At 34.5% G+C, this 23,319-nt stretch carries 21 protein-coding genes; 15 read left to right on the forward strand and 6 right to left on the reverse strand.

All coding sequences use genetic code 11. The features are described 5' to 3' along the window. Window positions 1–180: 180 nt before the first annotated feature. Window positions 181–687: a hypothetical protein gene (locus ACSG5Z_RS16215; RefSeq protein ID WP_137036167.1), complete on the reverse strand. Its 507-nt coding sequence runs from the start codon at window positions 685–687 to the stop codon at window positions 181–183. Window positions 688–1,154: 467 nt separating this feature from the next. Here ACSG5Z_RS16215 and ACSG5Z_RS16220 point away from each other — a divergent pair, with 467 nt between their 5' ends. The 5 genes from ACSG5Z_RS16220 (at window position 1,155) to ACSG5Z_RS16240 (ending at window position 5,810) form a co-directional block, all read left to right on the forward strand. Further along, window positions 1,155–1,796 carry a hypothetical protein gene (locus tag ACSG5Z_RS16220; protein WP_435711750.1) on the forward strand — a complete coding sequence of 214 codons (642 nt, stop codon included), beginning with the start codon at window positions 1,155–1,157 and terminating at the stop codon, window positions 1,794–1,796. 333 nt (window positions 1,797–2,129) lie between these two features. Next, window positions 2,130–2,396: a 2TM domain-containing protein gene (locus ACSG5Z_RS16225; protein ID WP_435711777.1), complete on the forward strand. Its 267-nt coding sequence runs from the start codon at window positions 2,130–2,132 to the stop codon at window positions 2,394–2,396. Window positions 2,397–2,734: 338 nt separating this feature from the next. Beyond that, window positions 2,735–3,574, forward strand: coding sequence for a YitT family protein (locus ACSG5Z_RS16230; protein ID WP_000747488.1), 840 nt, complete (start codon window positions 2,735–2,737; stop codon window positions 3,572–3,574). Window positions 3,575–3,754: 180 nt separating this feature from the next. Next, complete coding sequence (locus tag ACSG5Z_RS16235) at window positions 3,755–4,432, forward strand: response regulator transcription factor (RefSeq protein ID WP_087984214.1); 678 nt, start codon at window positions 3,755–3,757, stop codon at window positions 4,430–4,432. 1 nt (window position 4,433) lies between these two features. Beyond that, complete coding sequence (locus ACSG5Z_RS16240) at window positions 4,434–5,810, forward strand: sensor histidine kinase (RefSeq protein ID WP_087984215.1); 1,377 nt, start codon at window positions 4,434–4,436, stop codon at window positions 5,808–5,810. Window positions 5,811–5,996: 186 nt separating this feature from the next. Here ACSG5Z_RS16240 and ACSG5Z_RS16245 read toward each other — a convergent pair whose 3' ends face one another. Both ACSG5Z_RS16245 and ACSG5Z_RS16250 read right to left on the reverse strand, forming a co-directional pair. Further along, window positions 5,997–7,256 (reverse strand): MFS transporter, encoded by a 1,260-nt coding sequence (locus ACSG5Z_RS16245; RefSeq protein WP_435711751.1) that lies wholly within the window; start codon window positions 7,254–7,256, stop codon window positions 5,997–5,999. A 69-nt stretch (window positions 7,257–7,325) separates the two neighbouring features. Further along, window positions 7,326–7,949 (reverse strand): ArsR/SmtB family transcription factor, encoded by a 624-nt coding sequence (locus ACSG5Z_RS16250; RefSeq protein WP_435711752.1) that lies wholly within the window; start codon window positions 7,947–7,949, stop codon window positions 7,326–7,328. Window positions 7,950–8,134: 185 nt separating this feature from the next. On the opposite strand from ACSG5Z_RS16250, the gene ACSG5Z_RS16255 reads away from it, so the two are divergent. After that, a complete protein-coding gene (locus ACSG5Z_RS16255) occupies window positions 8,135–9,199 on the forward strand; it encodes an ABC transporter permease (RefSeq protein WP_435711753.1) in 1,065 nt (354 codons plus the stop codon). After that, window positions 9,199–9,870, forward strand: coding sequence for an ABC transporter ATP-binding protein (locus ACSG5Z_RS16260; protein ID WP_087984219.1), 672 nt, complete (start codon window positions 9,199–9,201; stop codon window positions 9,868–9,870). The genes ACSG5Z_RS16255 and ACSG5Z_RS16260 overlap by 1 nt, the downstream gene beginning before the upstream one ends. Before the next feature lie 64 nt (window positions 9,871–9,934). Here ACSG5Z_RS16260 and ACSG5Z_RS16265 read toward each other — a convergent pair whose 3' ends face one another. Together ACSG5Z_RS16265 and ACSG5Z_RS16270 are read right to left on the reverse strand one after the other, a co-directional pair. Beyond that, window positions 9,935–11,053, reverse strand: coding sequence for an LPXTG cell wall anchor domain-containing protein (locus ACSG5Z_RS16265; RefSeq protein WP_137015112.1), 1,119 nt, complete (start codon window positions 11,051–11,053; stop codon window positions 9,935–9,937). 150 nt (window positions 11,054–11,203) lie between these two features. Next, window positions 11,204–11,785: an AAA family ATPase gene (locus tag ACSG5Z_RS16270; protein WP_137014696.1), complete on the reverse strand. Its 582-nt coding sequence runs from the start codon at window positions 11,783–11,785 to the stop codon at window positions 11,204–11,206. A gap of 214 nt (window positions 11,786–11,999) precedes the next feature. Between ACSG5Z_RS16270 and ACSG5Z_RS16275 the strand changes: the two genes are divergently transcribed. The 5 genes from ACSG5Z_RS16275 to cuyA all read left to right on the forward strand — a co-directional run bounded on the left by ACSG5Z_RS16275 (window position 12,000) and on the right by cuyA (window position 19,235). Further along, on the forward strand, window positions 12,000–12,920 hold the full coding sequence (locus ACSG5Z_RS16275) for a class I SAM-dependent methyltransferase (RefSeq protein WP_435711754.1): 921 nt from the start codon (window positions 12,000–12,002) through the stop codon (window positions 12,918–12,920). A gap of 489 nt (window positions 12,921–13,409) precedes the next feature. Continuing rightward, window positions 13,410–14,522 carry an aminopeptidase gene (locus tag ACSG5Z_RS16280; RefSeq protein WP_435711755.1) on the forward strand — a complete coding sequence of 371 codons (1,113 nt, stop codon included), beginning with the start codon at window positions 13,410–13,412 and terminating at the stop codon, window positions 14,520–14,522. A 435-nt stretch (window positions 14,523–14,957) separates the two neighbouring features. Beyond that, window positions 14,958–16,499, forward strand: coding sequence for a serine hydrolase domain-containing protein (locus tag ACSG5Z_RS16285; RefSeq protein WP_435711756.1), 1,542 nt, complete (start codon window positions 14,958–14,960; stop codon window positions 16,497–16,499). Between the two features lie 196 nt (window positions 16,500–16,695). Continuing rightward, complete coding sequence (locus tag ACSG5Z_RS16290) at window positions 16,696–17,928, forward strand: DUF4073 domain-containing protein (RefSeq protein WP_088063976.1); 1,233 nt, start codon at window positions 16,696–16,698, stop codon at window positions 17,926–17,928. Between the two features lie 311 nt (window positions 17,929–18,239). Next, window positions 18,240–19,235 (forward strand): D-cysteate sulfo-lyase, encoded by a 996-nt coding sequence (gene cuyA / locus ACSG5Z_RS16295; RefSeq protein ID WP_001046585.1) that lies wholly within the window; start codon window positions 18,240–18,242, stop codon window positions 19,233–19,235. 169 nt (window positions 19,236–19,404) lie between these two features. Here the strand turns inward: cuyA and ACSG5Z_RS16300 are convergent, their stop codons facing one another. Beyond that, window positions 19,405–19,695: a hypothetical protein gene (locus ACSG5Z_RS16300; RefSeq protein WP_088609341.1), complete on the reverse strand. Its 291-nt coding sequence runs from the start codon at window positions 19,693–19,695 to the stop codon at window positions 19,405–19,407. Window positions 19,696–19,797: 102 nt separating this feature from the next. On the opposite strand from ACSG5Z_RS16300, the gene ACSG5Z_RS16305 reads away from it, so the two are divergent. The 3 genes from ACSG5Z_RS16305 (at window position 19,798) to ACSG5Z_RS16315 (ending at window position 23,148) form a co-directional block, all read left to right on the forward strand. Continuing rightward, complete coding sequence (locus ACSG5Z_RS16305) at window positions 19,798–20,220, forward strand: YhfM domain-containing protein (protein WP_435711757.1); 423 nt, start codon at window positions 19,798–19,800, stop codon at window positions 20,218–20,220. Between the two features lie 944 nt (window positions 20,221–21,164). Further along, window positions 21,165–22,610, forward strand: a complete 1,446-nt coding sequence (locus tag ACSG5Z_RS16310; RefSeq protein ID WP_435711758.1) for a L,D-transpeptidase family protein — start codon at window positions 21,165–21,167, stop codon at window positions 22,608–22,610. Window positions 22,611–22,932: 322 nt separating this feature from the next. Continuing rightward, window positions 22,933–23,148, forward strand: coding sequence for a hypothetical protein (locus ACSG5Z_RS16315; protein ID WP_001104093.1), 216 nt, complete (start codon window positions 22,933–22,935; stop codon window positions 23,146–23,148). The last annotated feature ends 171 nt before the right edge of the window (window positions 23,149–23,319 follow it).

Below are 23,319 nucleotides of genomic sequence, written 5' to 3' on the forward strand. Positions count from 1 at the left end.
TCTCTTCGTTTTTTTGTTGGGGTTTTTAGGGGAGTATTCTTTAATTATTAGATAGAGAGATAAAATAAAATACACCTAATTAATAGGTGTATTTTTTAGAATTGAAAACCACATAACATCGAATGGTTTTCTTGTAAACATATAGGTACAGTAGTATAGAGTGTTTTTAATTTTGTTAACTTACCAACCTGTACCATGTTCAGAATTAGCAGGAGCACCGCCAGTGTCACCGATGTTTAATGCAGGAGCCCAAGTATCTGCATGTGAATCTAATTTTGAGCTTAAATCAGCATGTGTCTCTTGTTTAGGAGCAGGGAAATGTTCGTGCCCCTCAAGTTTCGGAGCCGGCGTATCACCAACATTATAAGCAGGAGCGCCAGTATTACCATGCGCTTCTAACGTAGGAGCAAAGAAGTCAGCGTGACTCTCTTGTTTAGGAGCCATTCCTTCTCCATGAGTATTTGTATAAGAAGGAGCCCAAGTATCCCCTTTATTGTATGATGAAATAGGAGGTCTGCCATGATCATAAGCAGGAGCGCCACCGCCATCCCCAATGTTTACTGATTTCGGAGCAGGAACATCGCCATGCTCGGCTTTCACAACGCCGCCATCCCCAATATTTACACCAAAAAGACCAAAGCTAAATACCGATAAACCTACAACAGCTGTACTAATTTTTCTTTTCAATCTATATCTCTCCTTTTGTATTGTTTTTTCATTTTGTCTAAACGTGGTAGATAAAATGAAATGAATCGTAAAAAATTACCAATTATATTACGATATACGAATAATTCTGTGTAATATTTTGTAAAACCTTTTCGGAATTTGAATTTTATGAAAATAAAATTCGACAAGGTTCATTTTTCAATTAGTTGAATAGATTTTGATTGAGTTTTTATAAAGGTATTCGCTAACTTTAGGATTGAAAGCAGCTCTTAATTTTTTATAGTCTGTTCATAGGTTTATTGTAACTTTGAATTAATTTAGCTTTTGTAATTTGAGAATCTAGTTCTCTCGCTGTATATTTAAAAGTTACAGTATGCAACATTGCATAAGAAAGATGGTTGCTATTTTACACAACCTGTAACTATAATAGTTACAGGTTGGTCGTATCCAATCAAAAAATATAATCATCATGAATGGAGAGGTTACATATGGGTATGAAAAAATTAATTTTAGCAGGTGCTTTAGGGATCGCAGCATTATCAGGAACGAATTTACCAGGATTAGAACTATCAAAAGCGAGTGCAGCTTCTATTGAATCGAATTTCTCGACGTTAGAAGGACGAGTAGTAGAAGTAGATAACGGTGTAATTGTTGTAAAATCTAAGCAATATGAGGAGCCTGTAAGTGTATATATAGATTCTCTTTCAAATGTGAAAGTAGGAGATGAAGTAAAAGCTACTGGATCTATGATGCGTAATTTTACTGAATATATGGTTGCAAATACAGTTGAAAATACGTCAAATAAATTAGGTATGCACATGAAAGAAGATGGTTCTCCTGATTATGTGATTGGGGAAGTATCAAAAGTAGGAACGAGGGAAGAGGAGGGAGACGGTGATACTAAATATGTTGTAGTTGAGTATCCATCGCTAAATGGGAAGAAAGGTATTATTGATGTTTTCTTAACAAAGGGACAAGTATTTAATACGGGTGAGAAAGTAAAAATTGATATGAAGTATGTGGGCTGGGGTGGAAGTTCTATTAACTGGAACACAACAGATCATATTGAAAAAGTTCATGAGGTAAAGAGCGACGTTGAAAATAATGATGATGTTTGGATTTGGTCTTAATTAGACGCTTGTAAATAACAAATGTATCATGCAGTCCCCATCGAATCATCATATGTATGATAATTCGATGGGGACTTTTTGTTTTATGTTTTTTTGAGAATAACGGATTTTTGATTAGAATATGATGTTAATACTGGAGTGAAGGTGAAAAAAACAATATGGAAAGAGGTGTTTAAGGGTGGAGCAAGATGAGGTTTATCCCGCTTTAATGGGCAGTAAGACCCCCACCTCAAAATGCAGTGAAAGCAAAGAAGTTAGGTGGGGAATCAACTGCCCATAAAAGTCCGATTGGTTCAACTAATAATCAGTGGGGGATGAAGAAAACCCCCACCGATTAAAGTTTCACTTTATTTACGAGCTAAAAAAAGGGTGGAGAATTTAAAAGCGTTTTATATTCATTTAACGGTTTATATACTAGTGAACGTAATGCTTTTTATTATAAATATAAGTTCTGATTCAAGTAAATTATGGTTTTTATATCCACTTGCAGGTTGGGGGATTGGTATCGTTATACACGGATTGACAACTTTTCCATTTGGGGTATTCGGAAAAGAGTGGGAAGAACGAAAGATTAAAGAATATATGGAGAAAGATAAGTAAATTTATTTCTGAAATGTATGAATATAAATCTCTGTGATAACATGTTTGATGCGAAGTCTATTCTATAGCTTCGCCTATTTGTTTTGTATTCGAAGTTTGTACGAGTGAGTGTTCATATTCATTTTTTAGCATCAATTGCATGTGAAATCAAAACTTTACTTGTAGTACATAATAAATACAGTTGTTTTACTTTTTAAATTACAAGTGGATATAGGATAAAGTTGTTTTATCATCCTATATTAAAATAAAAATAAACCACTGTTCGATTTGAATATTCCACGATATAATGGTGAGAGTTTATGACAGAATAAATATTTACATAAGAAGTGAGGTACTGTATGAAAAAAAGAACGACAGACATTATTTTTATTATTATTGGTGCATTTCTTTTTGCGTTAGGTGTCAATTTGTTTGTTATCCCGAACGAGTTTGGTGAGGGTGGAGTAACTGGTATCACGATTATTACGTATTATTTATTTGAATGGTCACCAGGCTTAGTTAACTTAATTTTAAATGCGATTTTGTTAATAGCTGGTTATAAATTTTTAAATAAGATTACAACAATTTATACGATTATCGCTGTAGTTACGAACTCGCTATTCCTTCATTTGACAGAAGGTTGGACGATTGCTTCGGATGAAATGCTCGTAAATGCCATTTTCGGAGGAATATTTATTGGTTGCGGGATTGGTCTTATTATTCGTGTTGGCGGAACAACAGCAGGTACTACCATCTTAGCAAGGATGACGCATAAATATTTAGGATGGAGCATTAGCTATGGTTTACTGTTCTTTGATTTAATTGTTGCGTTTTCATCTTATTTCATCATTGGTGCAGAAAAACTGATGATAACAATTATTATGCTATATGTAGCAACGAAAGTGATGGAATTTGTAATTGAAGGTTTAAATCCGAAGAAAGCCATTACGATTATTTCTGATAACCCGAATGAAATTGCCGGAAAGGTAACTACATTAATGGGCAGAGGGGTTACTGTGTACTCAGGTCATGGCTATTACACGAAAACGCCGAAGGAAATTCTTTATGTTGTTATTAATAAGCAAGAAGTAGTCAAGCTAAAACGGATTGTTCAAACTACAGATCCGGCTGCGTTCATTGCTATACACGATGTTCGTGACGTATTTGGAGAAGGATTCGTTGATATTTCTAAAGCATAGAAATTACTTTTCATTAAAATAATCTTAATACTAAAACGTAAGAATCTATTTTGAATAATCTTTTTTCAAAATAGATTCTTTTTATTTATCTTAAAATGTTGGTTTGTTTTTCTTTTTCTTGCAAAAAATCCAATTGTTTTTTAAGGTAAGGATGTAGAAGGATGAACAAGAGAGGGTTTAATGAAGATGATACATATTTTATTAGCTGATGATGATAAGCATATTAGAGAATTGTTACATTACCATTTACAAAAAGAGGGGTTTAAAGTTTTTGAAGCAGAAGATGGAAAGGTAGCACAAGGCGTATTAGAGAAAGAAAATATTCACCTTGCGATAGTAGACATTATGATGCCGTTTGTTGATGGCTATACGTTATGTGAAGAAATCCGGAAGTATCATGATATACCGGTTATTTTATTAACTGCGAAAGATCAGTTAGTTGATAAAGAAAAAGGATTCATTTCTGGTACGGACGATTATATTGTAAAACCGTTTGAACCAGCTGAAGTTATTTTCCGTATGAAAGCATTATTGCGTCGTTATCAAATGCTTAATGCTGATATGATTACGCTGCACGGTACGACTATTGATCGAAAAGGGTTTGAAGTGAAGTGTAACGGTCAAACAATTTTACTACCGCTAAAGGAATTTGAATTGTTATCGCAACTGGCTAGTTATCCTGGAAGAACATTTTCAAGGGAAGAATTAATTGAATTAGTATGGGGAATGGATTTTGAAGGGGATGAACGAACGGTTGACGTTCATGTGAAACGACTGAGAGATCGCTTCTCAAAACGAACAGATGATTTTCAAATTACGACAGTACGCGGACTCGGTTATAAGTTGGAGTTGAAATAAAATGAAATCATTATACTCTAGATTTGTTTTTATGACGGTTGGGATCATGCTACTTAGCAGTATTATCGGTTTTTTATTAACAAATGTGTACTATCAAGTGAAGTTAAAACCGTACAACAGTGAAAAGATTTTAATGTATGCGGAAGAAGTAAAATCGTTATATGAAAAGCAAAGTGAAGAAAATCAAGAGGCATACTTACAGTCTATTGCGAAGTTAGGATATGAAATTTATATTGTCGATGATAAAAAGAATGGAAAACGTATCGGCAACGCGTTTCGTAAGACAACAATAAGTGATGATACCGTTCATAAAGTATTGAATGGCGAAACGTTTAATGGTGTTTCTACGTATCCAACACGTCTCTTTATTACAGGTTTTTTCGATAATGAATTAATAAATAGTGTCGGTGTACCAGTGCGACACGGTGATAAACAGTACGCTTTATTTATTCGTCCTGACATTCAGAACCAATTTGGCGAGATGCGAATTTTCTTAGCGGTATTACTTGGGTTTATCGTATTATTAAGTATTATCTTTATAGCGATTGCAGCAGGTTATATCGTTCGTCCCATTCGAACATTTACGAAAGCGACTCAAAAGATTGCAAGTGGTGAATATGATATCGAATTAGATGAAAATCGAAAAGATGAAATTGGTACATTAGCAACTAATTTTCAAAAGATGACGAAAAGTATTAAAGAATTAGATGAGATGAGACAAGAATTCGTTTCGAATGTTTCACATGAATTTCAATCGCCACTTTCTTCTATACAAGGGTTTTCGAAAACATTGCAAACAGAAAAGATGAGCGTGGAAGAAAGAAACCATTACTTACAAATTATTGAGGGCGAAAGTAAGCGAATGTCTAGTTTATGTAAACAGTTACTTACGCTAGCTTCACTAGATAAAGAAGAAAAAGTATTACAAATAAAAGAACTCAATTTGCAGAAGCAAATTAAAGACGTTATTTTTATGCTCGAATGGAAATGGCGTGAAAAAGATATCGCCGTTGAATTTGATGTGCCGGATATTACAATACAAGGTGATGAAAACTTACTTCATCAAGTATGGAGTAATATTTTTACGAATAGCATTAAGTTTTCAAACGACGGCGGAACGATTGAATTTGTTGTAGAAGAATTAGAGTCGAGCGTGATGATCTCTATATCAGACAACGGAATCGGTATGGAAAAAGAAGAAATGGATCGTATATTTGATCGTTTTTACAAAGTAGATACTGCAAGGGCAAGAAACGTAGAAGGTAGTGGTTTAGGATTATCGATTGTGCAGAAAATTGTTGAACTGCATAACGGAAACGTTTCAGTATATAGTACGAAAGGGGAAGGGACTACTGTTCAGGTGGAGCTTCCGAAATAGATGGAAGAGGCTGCTTCGGAACAGCCTCTTCTTTTTGTCATTTTTTGTCGATAAATCGATATAATCGGAAAATCGCTGATATAATTTGAGTTGCGCCGATATATTATGAAAATCGCTGATATAATCCGAGTTGCGCTGATATATTTGAAAAATCGCCGATATAAATTTCACGTACTGCCACTTCTGCTATAAAGCTGTACTTTTCCCGCGCTCTACTTTAAACCGAACCCCAAAAGTATCCCCTGTAATCTCATCAGCTTTCGGCAATGCTCGTAATTTTGGATGAAGTAGCCATACGAGAGAAATAAATAAAATACCGATGCTAGCGAGCGCGAAAATGAGTTGGCTACTAAATAGATTTGCGGCGTATCCACCAATTAAAGAACCGAACGGAATAGCAATTGTGCCCATACTTCGCATGACTGAGTTTATGCGTCCAATATACTGATTTGGAATTACAATTTGACTAATTGTCGCAAATAATATGTTGGTTGCACCAATTGGAATCCAGGCTAGACCGAATAAGAGAATAGACAACCACTGAAACGGTACGATTGTAGAGAGAAACCAAAAGATAGCACCAGTCGCAAAGCCAATAATAGAGACACGGCCAACATTACGTTTACCAACCCATGAACTGCATAATGCTCCAATTAAACTGCCGGCTGATATAGCGGCTAAGAAGAAGCCATATGATTTCACGCCTCCTAAAGAATCAGCGAAAGAAGGGAGTATTGCCATCGTCATACCGATTGAAAAATTAGCGACTACTGAACCGATTAAGAATACGCCCATTAATGAACGGAAGACGATCGAAAAACCTTCTTTTAAATCAGTGAAATATTGTTTAGTTGAAAGTGATGTATTGGTTTCTGCTTGCTTTGGCATTTTCAATGAAAAGAACAAAAGGGCAGTAATCGCGAATGTAATAGAGTCAATTACATATAAAGTGATTGCGCCAAGTAGTGCTACTAATATGCCAGAAAGCGTCGTGCAAATTAAATCAATGCCTTGATACGCAAATGAAAAGAGAGAATTTCCTTTTAATAGTTGTGTTTTATGAAGTAGAAGTGGTAAAGCTTTTGACTGTGCGGGATAGGCGAATTGTTCGATAAAGGCTACGATGGGCATGATGATGAGTAGTAGTTGAACTGTTAATAGATCGAAGTAGTGTGTAATAGGAATGATTAAAATAAGAATGCATTGCAGAACTTGTGTAATGACGAGAGTGTTTTTTATTGACCATCTATCAACGAATGGACCAGTAAGAAATTGTAATGCAGAAGGTAATAATGTAAGGAAACCAGCCAATCCAGAATAAAAAGGATTACCACTCAGCTTGTATACGAGCCACATCGCGGCTACATAATACAAACTATCTCCTATGTTTGTAAAAATTCTCCCTAAAAACAATAAGAGGAAATTCCGGTTTTTTAATAAGTCCATTTAATCTACTCCTTTATAAAAAATTTATTCGGTAAAATAAATTTGACCGTTACTGTAAAAAAAATCGTATTACGATTTTTTTTCTTTTTTCACAAATCTCTGCATTGCTTTTTCATCGATTTGTAGTGCAGTAGTAGAGATGTAATAAGATTTACTATTTGGATCTTTATCTGCGTCTTTTGCGATATCATTTAATGCAGCCATTAATTCATGAAATTTTTTCACCCACACTTGAAATTGTTCTGGCGTGGCATCAAACTCCCAGCAAGATGAAACGTAATTCCACTCAGCTGGATCTTCGCTTACTTTTCGTAATGTAAAAGCTTCTTCTGGTGCAGCGAGAATATGACTTTTCGTTCTTTCCGTCATTTGTAAAAAGATTTGGCGACCTGATTCGCTTAATATTTCTAAATGAGGTAATAGGTCCGCGGCAGGGGTGAAGCCTCTAGCGACAGATTGATAAAACTTTTGAATGATGCCATTCTTTTCTTCTGTATAAACAATTTCTATAAAACCATTCTTTTCTAATTCTTTTAAATGATAATGAATTTTAGCCCTTGGAATGCCGAATTTATCAGATAGTAGTTGTCCTGTATAAGGACGTTCGCATAGACGCATCATCATTTCGACACGAAGTGGATCGCTTATTGCTTTTAGTTGGCTATAAGTAGTTAGTGTTAACATGGGCTTCAACAAGATCAACTCCTCAAATAAAATTACTCGGTCAAGATTATTTGACTGAATTGTATCAAGGATTCTGATTATTTTTAATACTTTCCGAAAATTAAATCTTCTCCTCTGTAATCTTCTGTTCATATTCCGTTCATATTTCTTTTTTATGATAAGTGCATAGAAAGAAAGAGGAAGGAGCGAGCGAAATGTTTTTAGCTCTGCGTGAATTAAAACAATCAAAATTAAGATACGGATTAATCGGACTGATTATGGTGTTATTATCATTTTTAGTTCTTGTTATTTCAGGATTAGCAAATGGATTATCATATGATAATGCTTCATCGATTCAAAATATGGAGGCAAATAAGTTCGTTTTAGCAGATGATGCGGAAAATAAATTACTTCGTTCACAAATTAAGAAAGAAGATGTAGATAACGTAGTCAATCAAGTAGGCGACAAAGAGGCCGTTCCGTTTCGTGTGAAAGTTTCAACGTATGAAAAGAAAGATAGTTCGAAAAAAGTGGATGTTGCTATTTTCTCAAGTGAACGTGATTCATTTTTAGAACCGAACATTGTAAAAGGTGAGAAATTAGGCACAGCAAATAACGAAATGGTTGCTGATGAATCAATTAAAGAAAAAGGAATCGATATTGGAGATACAATTATTGATCCTGTTTCAAAGAAAGAATTTACAATCGTTGGATTTACGAAAGATCAAATGTTTAGCCATACACCAGTCGTTTATGTAAATGAAGACGTATGGGGATCTATTTCACAACCAAACCAAAAAGATTATAGTGCAATTGCGCTGAATACAGATAAAGAAATTAAAAATGCACATGTTATCGACAAAAAAGAAGTACTGCAAAGTATTCCAGGATTTAAAGAAGAGCAAGGAACATTAACGATGATCATTGCATTCTTACTTGTTATCGCTGCGTTACTAATCGGTGTATTCTTCTACGTTATTACACTGCAAAAAACACAGCAATTAGGTGTATTAAAAGCAATCGGTACAAAGAACTCTTATTTAGCAAATAGCTTAGTCGTGCAGGCGTTATTCTTATCAGTCGTTGCGATGGTAATCAGTATTGTTCTTGTAAAAGGATTAGAACAAATTTTACCAGCGGGTATGCCGTTCTTATTAACAACACCGATGATTGCACAATATGCAGCAATCTTCATCGTAATTAGTATTTTAGGAACACTTATTTCGTTATACCAAGTATTAAAAGTTGATGCATTAGAAGCAATTGGAGGCGGGATGTAATGACTTCATTATTAAAATTAGACAAAGTAAGTAAAGTGTACGGAGAAGGGAATACGGAAGTAACAGCCCTTCATCCGATGTCGCTTAATGTGAAAGCTGGAGAATTTATCGGAATCGTCGGTCCTTCTGGATCAGGGAAAAGTACGTTATTATCAATCGCGGGTGCGTTATTATCACCGTCAAAAGGGGATATTTACATTCGTGAGCAAAATATTACGAAGCTATCAGAAAAGGAAATGACAGACATTCGTTTGAAAAAAATCGGCTTCATTTTCCAGTTTGCAAATCTTGTTCCATATTTAAATGTAAAAGAACAATTGCTTTACATTGCAAAGCTTAAAAAAGAAAACAAACAAGACTCAGAAAAGCGTGCGGATCATTTATTAGCGGCATTTGGATTAGGAGAAAGAAAAAGTCATTATCCAAATCAACTATCTGGCGGGGAAAAACAAAGGGTAGCAATCGCTCGCGCGTTCATGAACAACCCAGATTTAATATTAGCGGATGAACCAACTGCAAGCTTAGACTCAAAACGCGCACGTGAAGTTGTAGAAATGATGAAACGTGAAGTGAAAGAGAGCCAAAAAGCAGCAATTATGATTACGCATGATGAAAGAATGCTTGATGTATGTGATCGTATATTGACGCTAAGAGATGGGAAGTTAATATAAAGAAAAAGGACAGTCGCACATAAATGTGCGGTTGTCCTTTTTATAAAATATAGTTATAAGGGCCTTATTTTGAGAATAACGCTTTAATTTTATTTCGTGTAATTAATAAAACGCCGCCTAATACAGATAACATACCTAAAGCCATATTGTTTGATTGCTCACTACCAGCGTTAGGAAGTTCTCTAGCGTTATTGTTTGTGTTTGTAGTACCAGTCTTTGTTTCTGTTTGTTTCGATTGAGATACTTCATTAATTTTGTTATCTACATTTTGCTTCGTTGTATGTACCTCAGCTAATTTGTCCTCAATTTTTTTCTCAGTATGTTTAAAGTCGTTAATTTTAATATCTAAGTCTTGTTTTTTCTTTGTTAAATCATCTGAAACAGTTTGTTTCGCTTGTTTAATTTCGTTAATTTTATTTAGTAAATCTTCTCTAGCTTTTTGTAATTCAGCTAGTTTGTTTTTTACATCTTGTTTCGCTAGTTCTAAGTTAGCGGAAAGACTATCTAAATTGCCTTTAATTTTCTTAAGTTCCTCTAACGTATTTCCAGTATGCGGCTTATTTTCTTTTAACTCAGCAAGTTTGTCCTCAGCAGTTTGTTTTGCTTTTTTTAACTCAGCTAATTTTTCATCTACCTGTTTTTTAACTTCCTTAAGTTCATTAACCTTTTGATCGATGTTCTCTTTATGTTGCTTCATTTCATTCACTTTTTCATCGACAGTTTGTTTATGTTCTTTAATCTCATTCACTTTATTATCGATATTTTGCTTATGTTCTTTCACTTCAGCAACTTTATCTTCTACTTGCTTTTTATGCTCTTTAATTTCAGCGATTTTATCTTCGGCGATTTGCTTGTCCTGCTGAAGTTTTGCATCTAGCTCTTCTTTACGTTGTTTTATTTCGTTAATTTTTTCATCAGCAACTTGTTTACGCTCATGTAGTTCATTAACCTTCGTGTCAACATTTTCCTTAACTTGGTTAAGTTCATTCAACTTTTGATCCACGTTTTCTTTGTGCTGCTGTAATTTCGCATCTAATTCTTGTCTATGTTGCTTAATTTCAGCTAATCGATCTCCTGTACTTTGCTGAGGAGTAGCATCAGTTACTTCCGCATGAGCAGAATTTGCGCCAGCAATCATTGCTAAAGCTAGTGTAGACGCAGCGATAGTTTGTTTTGTTTTCATATTTTTGTACCTCTTTTCTTTCATATGCATGAGCTGTTTTGTGTAAAATTGAGCATATAGAAGTAGATTATCTTATCATTATATACCATGTAGGATGTCTAGAGGAAGTATTTGCATAATAATCTATCATTATGTAATGCTTATATTCTATTATTTTTGGGTAGGGGAGAGATCTTTAGCTAGATGAACAATTTCTTCTATAGTAGAGTTTACATCCTTACGATTACGAATAACAAACAAATAATCAGCCTCGTTTTCTATCGGATCGACCACATCTTCATGTTGCAATTCAGCTTGTTGTCGATCGAGTACTTCTTTGAAATTAGAATATCCACCTCTAAAAATATTGGTACTTCGCGTGCTTCGAGCTACTCTTTCGTAAAGTACATCATTTGGAATGTCAAAATGAACGAGTATACGTACATATTCCTCTTTCTGAAACAATTCATTTAGCAAATACATCCGGCCGTTTCGGCTTCTATTTGAGTTGCAAATAATAAGATGTAAACTTGTATGTTCTTTTGCATAATCAACAATGAATTTCGAAAGACCGTGTTTAAATGTATTTGGGCCTTCGTCCGGCTGTAATTTTTCATAATGCGTGTTAATGAATTCAGCTTGGTTATCTTGATCCATAACGAAAGAGTGGGGTAACTTTTTTTCTAGTTCTTTAGCAAATGTAGTTTTTCCACTGTGTGTTTTACCTACTGTAATGATCACTAATCGTTTCATATTGGCCTCCATATGTATTGTTATCATTTGGGGTATTCGGTGTGAATCGACAATTTTCCTGCCAGAGAATATACAAAGTTTCGGAGTGCTAGTAGGCTGAAAACTTGACAAAAAAACTTATTTATGATATAATTTACCAATATAAAAATAAAGTGTATAATAGGGTTCTCCTGGCCAGGGGAACCCTATTTTTGTTGTGAAAATGAAGGTGTGTATGTGCGTGAAAAAAGGTGAAGCGAGTGTAACGTCGCTAGTATCAGCTTTCGGAAGGGCGTACCATAGTGAATTTGATAGTCCTAAAATCTTTGATGATTATGTAGCTAAAGATTTTATTTCACAAAAAGAACGTAACGATATTGAAACGAATATGGTTCAAGGGATCCATTTTTTCAATACAGAAATTGCACAAAAGTTTCAAAATAATCCACAAGAAATATTAAAATGGATTACACAAGTTCAATTATCACCAACACCTTTGGCACGTGCGGCATATTGTGAGAGAGTATTGCTACATGAAATTACATTAGGCGCAAAACAATACGTCATACTCGGTGCAGGCTTAGACACATTTAGTTTTAGACACCGAGAGTTAGAAAATAAAATAGAAATATTTGAAGTGGATCATCCTTCTACGCAAGCGTTTAAAATACAAAGAGTGAAAGAAGCAGAGTATGAACTTCCAAACAACCTTCATTTTATTTCGATGGATTTCACGAAAGGATTTTCCAGTGAACAGTTACGGAATGAAGGATTTGAAAATAAAAAGACTTTCTTTAGCCTATTAGGTGTTACGTACTATTTAACGAAAGAGGAGCTTTCTAGTTTAATAGAATACTTATTCGAGATGGTTCCAGAGGGGAGCTCTATCGTATTCGATTATCCGGATGAAAACTTATTTACAGAAAAGGGACTGTCCAATCGAGTGGAAAATATGGTGAAAATGGCTGCAGTAGGCGGAGAACCGATGAAATCGTGTTTTTCTTATGCTGAAATGGAAGCACTGTTAGAGAAGGCGGGCTTACTCATTTATGAGCATTTATCGCCAGAAGACATAAATACATTATATTTTGAAGGACGAAACGATTATTTAAAAGCTTTTGAGACGGTGCATTATGTGCATGCGGTGAAGAAGTAAGGAATTAGTAGGCATGGGGAGAAATCTCTGTGTCTTTTTTTATGAAAAAAGGAGATGGGGTGCAGTGGTGGAAAGTATTAAATACATTGCTATTGGAAGGCGGGGAATGATGAAAAATTATATAGGGATAGCCGCTGCTATAAGCATTTTTATCCTTTAAATTGTTTTTCTCTATTTCAACCCATATAGCAATTAAATGCTTGATAATAAATTATATATCACTGTATTTTTCATATTCTTACTTCCTTCTTTTCTAGCAGTAATTGCGGTAGTGGCAAGGAAAAAGGCTTTTATGGTCGTTTGCTGCATTTGGATGTTGCCAGGAACTCTTTATTTAGATGTAACGGCGATACCTAGTTTATGGAATACATACGTTATACTTTTCATAATGTTTAGCTATTGTTTGGACGGAGAGGAGAAATGCTTAAAGAAAGTAGTTCTCTTTTTTTTATTCATGTATTGAAATGGTAGTGAAGGGACGAAGGTGTAATGAAGCAGAAACTATCGAAATTAGCAGATATACTAGTCAATCATTCTACAAAAGTACAGCCTGGTGATCAAGTGTTGATCCAAAGTGTTACAGAAATAGATCCCGCAGTCGTTCGTGAAATTATTAAGTCCGTAGAAAAAGCAGGTGGATATGCGCATGTATCAATGCGCGATGTGTCTGTAACGAGGCAATTAATTTTGTCAGGATCTGAAGAACAATTTAAGTTGTTAGCAGATTGGGAGTGTTACCGATTAAGTAAGATGCAAGTGTATATTAATCTCCGAAGCCCTAGAAATGCATATGCATTAGCAGATGTACCAGCAGAAAAAATGAAATTATATCAAAAGGTATTTGGAAAAGCGCATAGTGAAGCAGTGTATAAAACGAGATGGGTGACAACGCGAATTCCGAATGCAGCATCTGCACAAGAAGCGAATATGAGTACTGAGGCTTATGAAAAATTTTATTTTGATGTATGTACGCTAGATTATAATAAAATGTCCAAAGCAATGGAGCCATTAAAAGAATTAATGGAAAAGACAAAACGAGTGAGGATTATTGGAGAAGGAACGGATTTGGAGTTTTCCATTGAAGGAATAGGCGTTTTAAAGGGGGATGGCACGGATAACATTCCGGATGGCGAAATATATACAGCACCTGCCAAAGGTTCTGTAAATGGAGTAATAACATTTAACACAGTATCTGTTCAACAAGGTTATGCATTTCGAAATATAAAGTTACATATGAAGCATGGGAAAATAATAGAGGCATATGCAAATGATACAGAACGAATAAATCGAATTCTTGATACGGATGAGGGAGCAAGATATATTGGAGAATTTGCACTGGCGTTTAATCCCTATATATTACACCCGATGAATAATACGTTATTTGATGAAAAAATAAACGGTAGTTATCATATAGCAATTGGAGATTCGCTACAAGGTGCAGACAACGGAAATAAATCAGCGATACATTGGGATTTAGTAAACATTCAAAGGCCAGAGTATGGCGGCGGTGAAATTTGGTTTGATGATGTACTGATAAGAAAAGATGGACGGTTTATTTTACAAGAGTTGTTCGGATTAAATGAAGAAAATTTGAAAAGATAAAAACTACGTTTATTTAAGTAGGCTACATAAAATAATCAATCTTTTTCATAAAAATTTAAGGAAGCCAAAAGAACCCCACACATTTTAATCAAAATGTGTGGGGTTCTTCTTTTTATAGAATAAATATTTGCAGCAATACTTTGGTCAAATTCTAATTAAAACTAAAATCCACCTTTTCTATTATAAATTTTTGTAGTTTGGAATATATCTATTTGATTAACCAAACTAGTATTTTAGGGGCCTTAACTGAAACAATAAATATAACTTCATATCAATCTTTTTAATGAATTTCATTGCCCTCAGATAAAGGACAATAGTAGGTATTTGATTTTTATTACAATTTTGTAAGGTTAAGTAATGAAAATCGATGGAACGGGATATTAGAATGGAATACTCTGATTGATGGGTAGAATATTCTGAAAAAAGGTGGAGCAAATGAAGAATAGACAAAAAGCATCGATAATATGCAAAAGTATTTTATGTTTAATGATTTACATATTTATTACGAATGAAGCATGGTTTACAAATGTGGTGAGGGCAGAATCGGGCACGTTGACTGATAGGAGTATAGAGGATTTCAAAAAAAAGCTGGATGAACAGGTACCAAAATGGCAGGGGAATTATGAGGTACCAGGGGTTGCAATAGGGATTGTACATGAGGGGCGTATTGCTTATACACTAAACTACGGTTATGTAGATAAAAAGACAAAAAAAGCGGTGAATGATGATACATTATTTCAAGCTGGTTCCATATCTAAAAGCCTTACAGCGTGGGGAATCCTACATCTTGTAGATGAAGGGCATTTATCACTAGATGATCCCGTTGGAAAATATCTGACCAAATGGAAATTACCTAATTCAGAGTTTAATAATAATGAAGTCACAATAAGAAGATTGTTAAGCCATACAGCAGGGCTGTCTGCACATAAAGGATACCTCGGGGTTACACCAGGGAAACATCTTGACTCTATTGAGGAGTCTCTGTCTGGAAAAGGATGGCTTAATGAACCAGTGGAGGTTACCAATAAACCAGGTTCAGAAACAATTTACTCTGGTGGCGGATATACAATTTTACAACTTGTAATTGAAGAGGTTACCGGAATACCGTTTGATCGTTATATGGAAGAACAAATTATGAAACCTTTAGGAATGAAATCTAGTTCATTCTTACAACGTCCTGAAAACCATAACCTTTCGAAAGTGTATGGATATTTTGGAGAGGAGCTCCCTAGTTACCAATTTACCGAACAGGCTGCTGCAGGTCTTAAGACAAATGTTACGGATATGATGACATTGATACTTGCAAGCATGGATGCACATAATAAAGGGAATGGTGTCATCAAAAGTGAACGTGTTACGGAAATGCAAAAGCCAGTATTAGGGGAGAATGGTTTAGGTATATTTGAAAAAAAACTATCTAATCAATGGAAATTAATTTATCATTCTGGTGACAATCGAGGGTGGCATTCTTTTTATGGTTTCATTCCTAATACAAAGGATGGATTGGTAATCCTCACGAATAGTGAGGGTGGTATAGACTTACGACAGGATATTTACCACGCATGGATTCAATATGAAACTGGAAAATTACCTGAAAGTTACTTCTCTCTAGCTGAGCAGAGAAAAAACAACTCTATTACATCCATTGTTATTGGAGCCACACTTGGTTTATATTTGCTGCTATTTGTGATTAGATTGTACAAAGGTAGAAGAACTTTCATTTTTAAGCAAGAGAAGAGATCCTACATCGGATTAGTAGTTAGGACATTTTTACTTATTATTACTGCTATCCTCGTTTTTTGTGCTGCCTATTTTTGGAGAGTTTTCAGCTTGAATTCCGGTAATACAATAAATTTTATTCTAATAATGGTATGGATTATAACATTATTAATTAGTGGATTTTTCCCGAAAATTAGAAGTAATAAAAAACAACGTATGAAACTAAAAGATTTAACATCAAAATTTACATGTATGTAATGTTAAAAGCTAGAAAGCTAGATTGGCGTAAATCGCTAATTGTGGTTTGCAAAAAACGACAAAATCTCTTAAAAAACACTTAACTTTTAACGTCATCTATCTTTACAATCCCTCCCTATAATGTGAATTGGACAAGCATCTAAGAGAAAGCAGAACATGGCAGTTTGTACATTCTATTATTAGGGGGAGAATTTGTATGAAAAAGACAGTTGCTTCGTTAGCAGTTATGGCGGCATTATTGCCGACGTTTTCAGTGTATGCAGAAGGGAAAGAGCAAGTTCGAAAATCAGCTACAACTTTTAATGTTATTAGTGACATTCAAGGGGATTTAGGAGACTTTGATCATGTGTTAAAAGATATGAACAAAGTGACGCCACTTTCTAGAGCGCTTATTATGAATGGGGATATAACGCCAACTGGACAACAGTCACAATACGATGATGTGAAGCGTGTGTTAAACAAAAATAAGCATCCAGAGAATGTATGGTCAACTGTTGGGAATCATGAGTTTTATGCTGGTAAATGGACAGCTGATGGAAAGCTCTCTCAAAGTACATGGCCAAATGGTGTAACGGAAGAAACGCTATTTAACCGCTACTTACAATTTAGCGGGCAAGAAAAGGTATATCATAAAAAAGAATTAGACGGTTATCCGCTTTTATTTTTAGGAACTGAAAAATATATGAAATACCACGATTCAAAAATGTGGGATGAAGTATTTATGAGTGATGAGCAATTAGGTTGGTTAAAACAAAATTTAGAAGAATATAGCCAAAAAGATAAAAATAAGCCCATTTTCATTTTCTCTCATCACGTTTTACCGGATACAGTATCTGGATCAAGACAATCACCGTATTTAAATGACTATTTAAACGTGGATAAATTGTACGATATATTAAAAGATTACCCGCAAGTTGTTTTCTTCACGAGTCACACGCATTGGGATTTAAACTTACCGGACTGGGCTGGAAAAAAGAAAATTGCAGGCGGAGATGAAAAAGGATTTACAGTTGTAAATACGGGCGGTATTGAAACTGGATGGATGTCGGCTGGACCAAATGGCGGAGAGAAGACTGCTCCTGATGGCTATTCATTTAAACAAGGATTACAAGTGAAAGCATATGGTAACGATGTAATGGTAACAGCTTACGATTATAAACGTGATAAGGATATAAAGAAGCTATTAATTAGTGATGCGAAAGTCGCACAAATGGCACCAAATGTAACAGCTGACGATAGTAAAAATGTAATTGTCGGTGCAACGGAATATATGGAGTACTCTGTAGAAGGAACGAACGAATGGTTGACGTATAATCCAGGGAATGCTCCGAAATTTGATGGGAACAAGGTTGTACACGTACGTCATAAAGGCGAAATGAATTTAGAGCCAGGATTAACACAGCTTCTTCGATTTTCGGCAAATAAGTGATTAGTAAGGGCCTACTTTTTAATAAGTGGGCTCTTTTGTGTTGTCGTTTTTTATCGGTAAGTCGATATATTTCAAGTTATGGACGATATATTTGAAAAAATCGTTCATATAAACTTCATGTACCGAAATAAAGTGAAAGTTATTAATGTAATTTCACGTACCGTATTGGAGTTAAAATTATTAATACAATTCCATTCACAAAAACCGAATTCCAACACATTTTTCACCCAGAAAGATGACTTCATCATTTTTACATGTAATAATAGTATCGTTACATACATTGTGAAAGAAGTACAAAAGGAGCGTTATTAATGAATTTAGCTAAATTCCCGAGAAAAAAATATACAGAGTCATATACTCCAATTGAAAAATTAAACAATTTTTCTGAAGCACTTGGTGGGCCTACTATTTATTTTAAACGAGATGATTTACTTGGTTTAACAGCTGGTGGTAATAAGACGAGAAAGTTAGAGTTTCTAGTTGCAGATGCACAGGCAAAAGGTGCAGATACGTTAATTACAGCTGGTGGTATTCAGTCAAATCATTGCCGTCTAACACTGGCAGCTGCGGTAAAAGAAAAAATGAAATGTATCCTTGTATTAGAAGAAGGGCTTGAGCCAGAAGAGAAGCCAGACTTTAACGGAAACTATTTCTTATATCATTTACTAGGTGCTGAAAATGTAATTGTTGTACCAAACGGAGCAGATCTTATGGAAGAGATGCATAAAGTAGCGAAAGAAGTAAGTGAAAAAGGTAATACACCATATGTAATACCAGTTGGTGGATCAAATCCTACTGGTGCAATGGGATACGTTGCTTGTGCGCAAGAAATTATGGCACAATCATTTGACCAAGGAATTGATTTCAGTACAGTTGTTTGCGTAAGTGGTAGTGCTGGTATGCACGCTGGTTTAATTACTGGTTTTGCTGGAACACAAAGTCACATTCCTGTAATCGGAATCAACGTAAGTAGAGGAAAAGCAGAACAAGAAGAGAAAGTAGCAAAACTTGTAGAGGAAACGTCAGCTCACGTTGGTATTCCGAACTTTATCCCGCGCGAAGCTGTTACATGCTTTGATGAATATGTAGGACCAGGTTACGCGTTACCAACACCAGAAATGGTGGAAGCAGTTCAATTACTTGCGAAAACTGAAGGTATTTTACTCGATCCAGTATATACAGGTAAAGCAGTAGCGGGACTAATCGACTTAATTAAAAAAGGTACATTTAATAAAGAAGACAACATTTTATTCGTACATTCAGGTGGTTCACCAGCGTTATATGCGAATACGTCTTTATTTGCGTAAGTGTGAAAAGCATTGGGTATCCAATGCTTTTTTGTTATATAATGGAATTATTATGAAGTGAGAAGGGGGAGTATATGAGTACAAATGTAAAATGGACCATATATACGGTACTTAGCATTTCTATGTTACTAATTTTATTTGTGGCTTATGGAGTTTATTTATATTTCAATTAAGTGAAATGGTAACCAAACCAAAGGAAAAATAAAATAATTACTGTGTTAAATAGAGTAAAACATAAACCGATAATGGCTAAAATTTTCTTCTCAGATCGGCTACAAAAAGAGATAACTGCTAATATTATTGCTATAACAGCAGAAGCTAATATGAAATAGGCGAAAGGTACAACATATTCTACTCCAACTCTGTCTAAAATAGGTGAGAAGAGAAAGAGATTAATAGTAACGAATATACTTACAATGAGAAACGTATAACTTTTCCAAGTGTATGTTTGTAACTGCATGGAACGATACTCCTTTCTCTTTATTATGTATATTTTTAAGTTTAAATTAATTACCTTTATTTTACAAATTAAAATATTTTGTATTGAAAAGAGGGTATGAATATGAAAATTAGAAATTGGTCTCTAGTCTTTATTGCGATCTGTATACTCATAATAACCGGCTGTTCAAATATATCAGGCAATGAAGATCAAAGAATCCAAGTGCAAAAACATATTGGCGATAATGAATATGAAGATCTTAAGGTAGTGAAAGATAATAATGAAGTGTTGCAAGTAAAGAAAATATTAAATGATATTACTTTTGAAAATAAAAAAGTGGAAATGTCTCGTCCAGCTGATTATCACTTTATTTTTCAATTTAAAAATCCGAAAATAGAGGCGAAAGCTGTGTCGTATCAAATTTGGGTAAGCCCTAATAAGGATAAAATAGAAATCAAGACGGGGGATAATCGGTACGCTCAATTAGAAGGGAAACATGCAGCCACTTTGTTTCAGATTGTTACAGGGGAGAAACTAGTTGAATAAACGTATATAGGGTTATAGGAACTCAGCTCGTATTGTTCATTTTGGAGATAATTAGTATTCAACAAAAATAGCTATCTTTTTATATTGGAATAAATATTGAGAATCGGATAAAATGGAAATTGGACATTGACTTGATGAGCATGAGGTTCTCCGCTTATAAGCAGATTAATGAACATTAAGGTGTCCATTAATCCGCCATTGAATAATAATGCTAGGAAATATATTGTTTTTACAAAGATTCGATGTTATGTTTAATTTTCTCAATATAATATTTTCCTTATATAGGAGTGGCTATTTGAAGAAGTTAATATTATTAGTTTTATTGGCTACATGCTGTCTCACCATTGCAGGATGTTCTAATAATAGGATTACACCAAAGAATGAGTCTAAAACTTCAACATCTGTAAAGATTAAACGTATCAACAAAGCGTGGTACAAACATATTTAATAGTTTTAAGAAACTTGAAATTGTTGATGATAAAGGTCATAAGGTGAAATTCGTTAGGCTGATAGTAGAGGTTGTGAAACCTGGTGAAAAGCGGGAAGCATAGTTTGCATTTGAATTTATAAAAAATGCGAAATTAAAATATCCACAAAAAAGAGTCTACATATAGTCCTTTTTTTGTGGATATTTTTCATAAATAATAGACATTCTATGGTGCCTTCCTCTGATTTGAACCATCCGGAAATTATTTTACCAAGTTAAGTAGTGTCGCCCTTCAAAATTCGGCGAATGCGAGGGACCCGTAGTAGCTCGATTGATATGGTCCTTTTTTCACTTTATCTACCATCTTAATGTATCTGTCTATTAAAAAATCTAACTTTAATCGATTAAATGAGATGAAATCTGTTAAAAATAATGAAATTTCAGGAAAAATAAGGTACACTATTCAATGGTTTTGGTTTAAAATCGATTGACGTTAATGTATACGGGGGAAAGATTAATGAACAACAATACAGTAAATGAATCTGTTGAAGAAGTTGGGAAAAAACGGGTAAGATCAAAAAAACGCTTTACAAATTGGAAGCTAATCGCAGCGGGTGGCGGTTTCATTGCACTTCTTATTGGAGGAATGAGCTATTATCAAGCAACTCACTTCAATTCGAATGTTACGATTAACGATACAAAAGTCGGTGGTTTGAGCGCTGATCAGGCAATACAGGAATTAAAAACATCTGGACTAGCAAACAAAGTCTATATTGATCAACAACAAATTTTAGATGAACAAGATACAAAAACGGAATTGACGGAAAAAGACTTGCCACAAGTTAAGAAGCTATTAAAAAGTCAGTGGACATTTTTCCCTTCTACAAAGGAAAAAGATTATTCATTGCTACCGGAAAAAGCGGATCAGTATCGTAGTGAAACGATGAAAAAACTTGTAGAAGAAAAGCTCGTTTCTATGAATGAAAAATTAAAAGCGCCTCAAGATGCTATGGCGAAGCTTGAACAAGGGAAAGTTGTAATTTCGAAGAGCGTTGATGGAAAACAGTATGACGTTACAAATCTACTAAAAGATTACGACAAGCAGAAGCATAAAAGCGAAATTCATCTGAAGTCTGCATACATACAGCCTATTAAAGAAGACGATCCAATCATCAAAAAAGAAGAGAAAACATTACAAAATCTTCTTACGCAGTCTGTTGATTATAAAGTGCAGGATGAAGTGTATTCATTAAAAGCGAAAGATCTAATTCAAAATGCTACTATGTCAAAGGATATGAAAGTAAAAATCGATGCGAGCGACATTAAGAATAAGGTTGCTGAAATTAATAAGGCTAAATCTACATTACATAAAGACTTTGCTTTTAAAACACATTCTGGCTCGGTTATTTCAGTAAAGGGACAAGGATACGGCTGGGCACTAGATGTGGAAAAAGAAACAAAACAAGTTCAACAAGCCTTTGAGAAAGGCGAGAAATCGCTTTCTGCTTCTAATATTCACGGGAATGGTTGGGAGAAGGAAGGGATCGGCTATAAAACAACATCGAATAATGGCATTGGAGACACATATGCAGAAGTTTCTATTGCAGATCAACAAATTTGGATTTATAAAGATGGGAAATTAGTTGTCACAACCAATGTAGTAACGGGTAAACATAGCACGAGTGAAGATACATCACCGGGTGTGTGGTACGTTCTATATAAACGAACACCATACACGCTTAAAGGAAGCGCAGTAGGTAAAGCTGATTATGCAGTGAAAGTAGATTACTGGGTTCCATTCACAAATAGCGGACAAGGATTCCATGATGCAGGCTGGCGAAAAGACTGGGGAAATAATGCTTATTTAACAGGAGGATCAGGCGGGTGTGTAAACCTTCTTCCTAACGTTGCAAAAACTGTATATGATAGTTTGAACACGTATGATCCAGTTATTGTGTACTAGAAAATAGTTACATATTAAGAAATAAATAAAGCGGGAAATCTTACTTGATGGTATATGAAAAAACACCTCTTGAATTCGCATGCGAATTCAAGAGGTGTTTTTTGTTTGAAAACAAGAGTTCATTGCTTCTAAGAAACAAAGTAGAAAGAGATTAAGATGAAGAAACAAGTATTCAAATAGTCAATAAAATTGACATTGAATATCATTTTCACTTATTATAGAATCATTGCATTTAATTAGACATGACTTTTTTATTAATATAATAGATTTTTAATAAGGTGTCCCATTAAAGAATTTAAACGTAGGAAAGGGTAATATAAAAATGAACTGGAAAAAAGGCGGATTATGGATTATTATTTTTTTCATTGTAAAAGGTACGATTTCTACACTGTTAATCGTTACAGGTGCTAAATATTTTAATTTATCATTTATGCAACTTTTCGCACTAGTACTGATCTTATTACTGATTTCTCTCATAAGCCGAAAATTGCTGTATAAACATAAACAAAACAAAAAGCAAAAAGAGCTAAATATATAATGAAGCCCCAGAGACCTTTGGATTTCTGGGGTTTTATTTCGATAGTTTTTTCTACATGTATATCAACTTAACAGAAAAGGTTGTCCAAAATGATAAAATCGATGTTGTTTAAAATGTGTCAATTATTTTTACATAAGGATTGAAGAGAGCTTTTGAATCAATCTTTATTTG

It is taken from the genome of Bacillus pretiosus (assembly GCF_051294775.1).
GTDB lineage: Bacteria > Bacillota > Bacilli > Bacillales > Bacillaceae_G > Bacillus_A > Bacillus_A wiedmannii.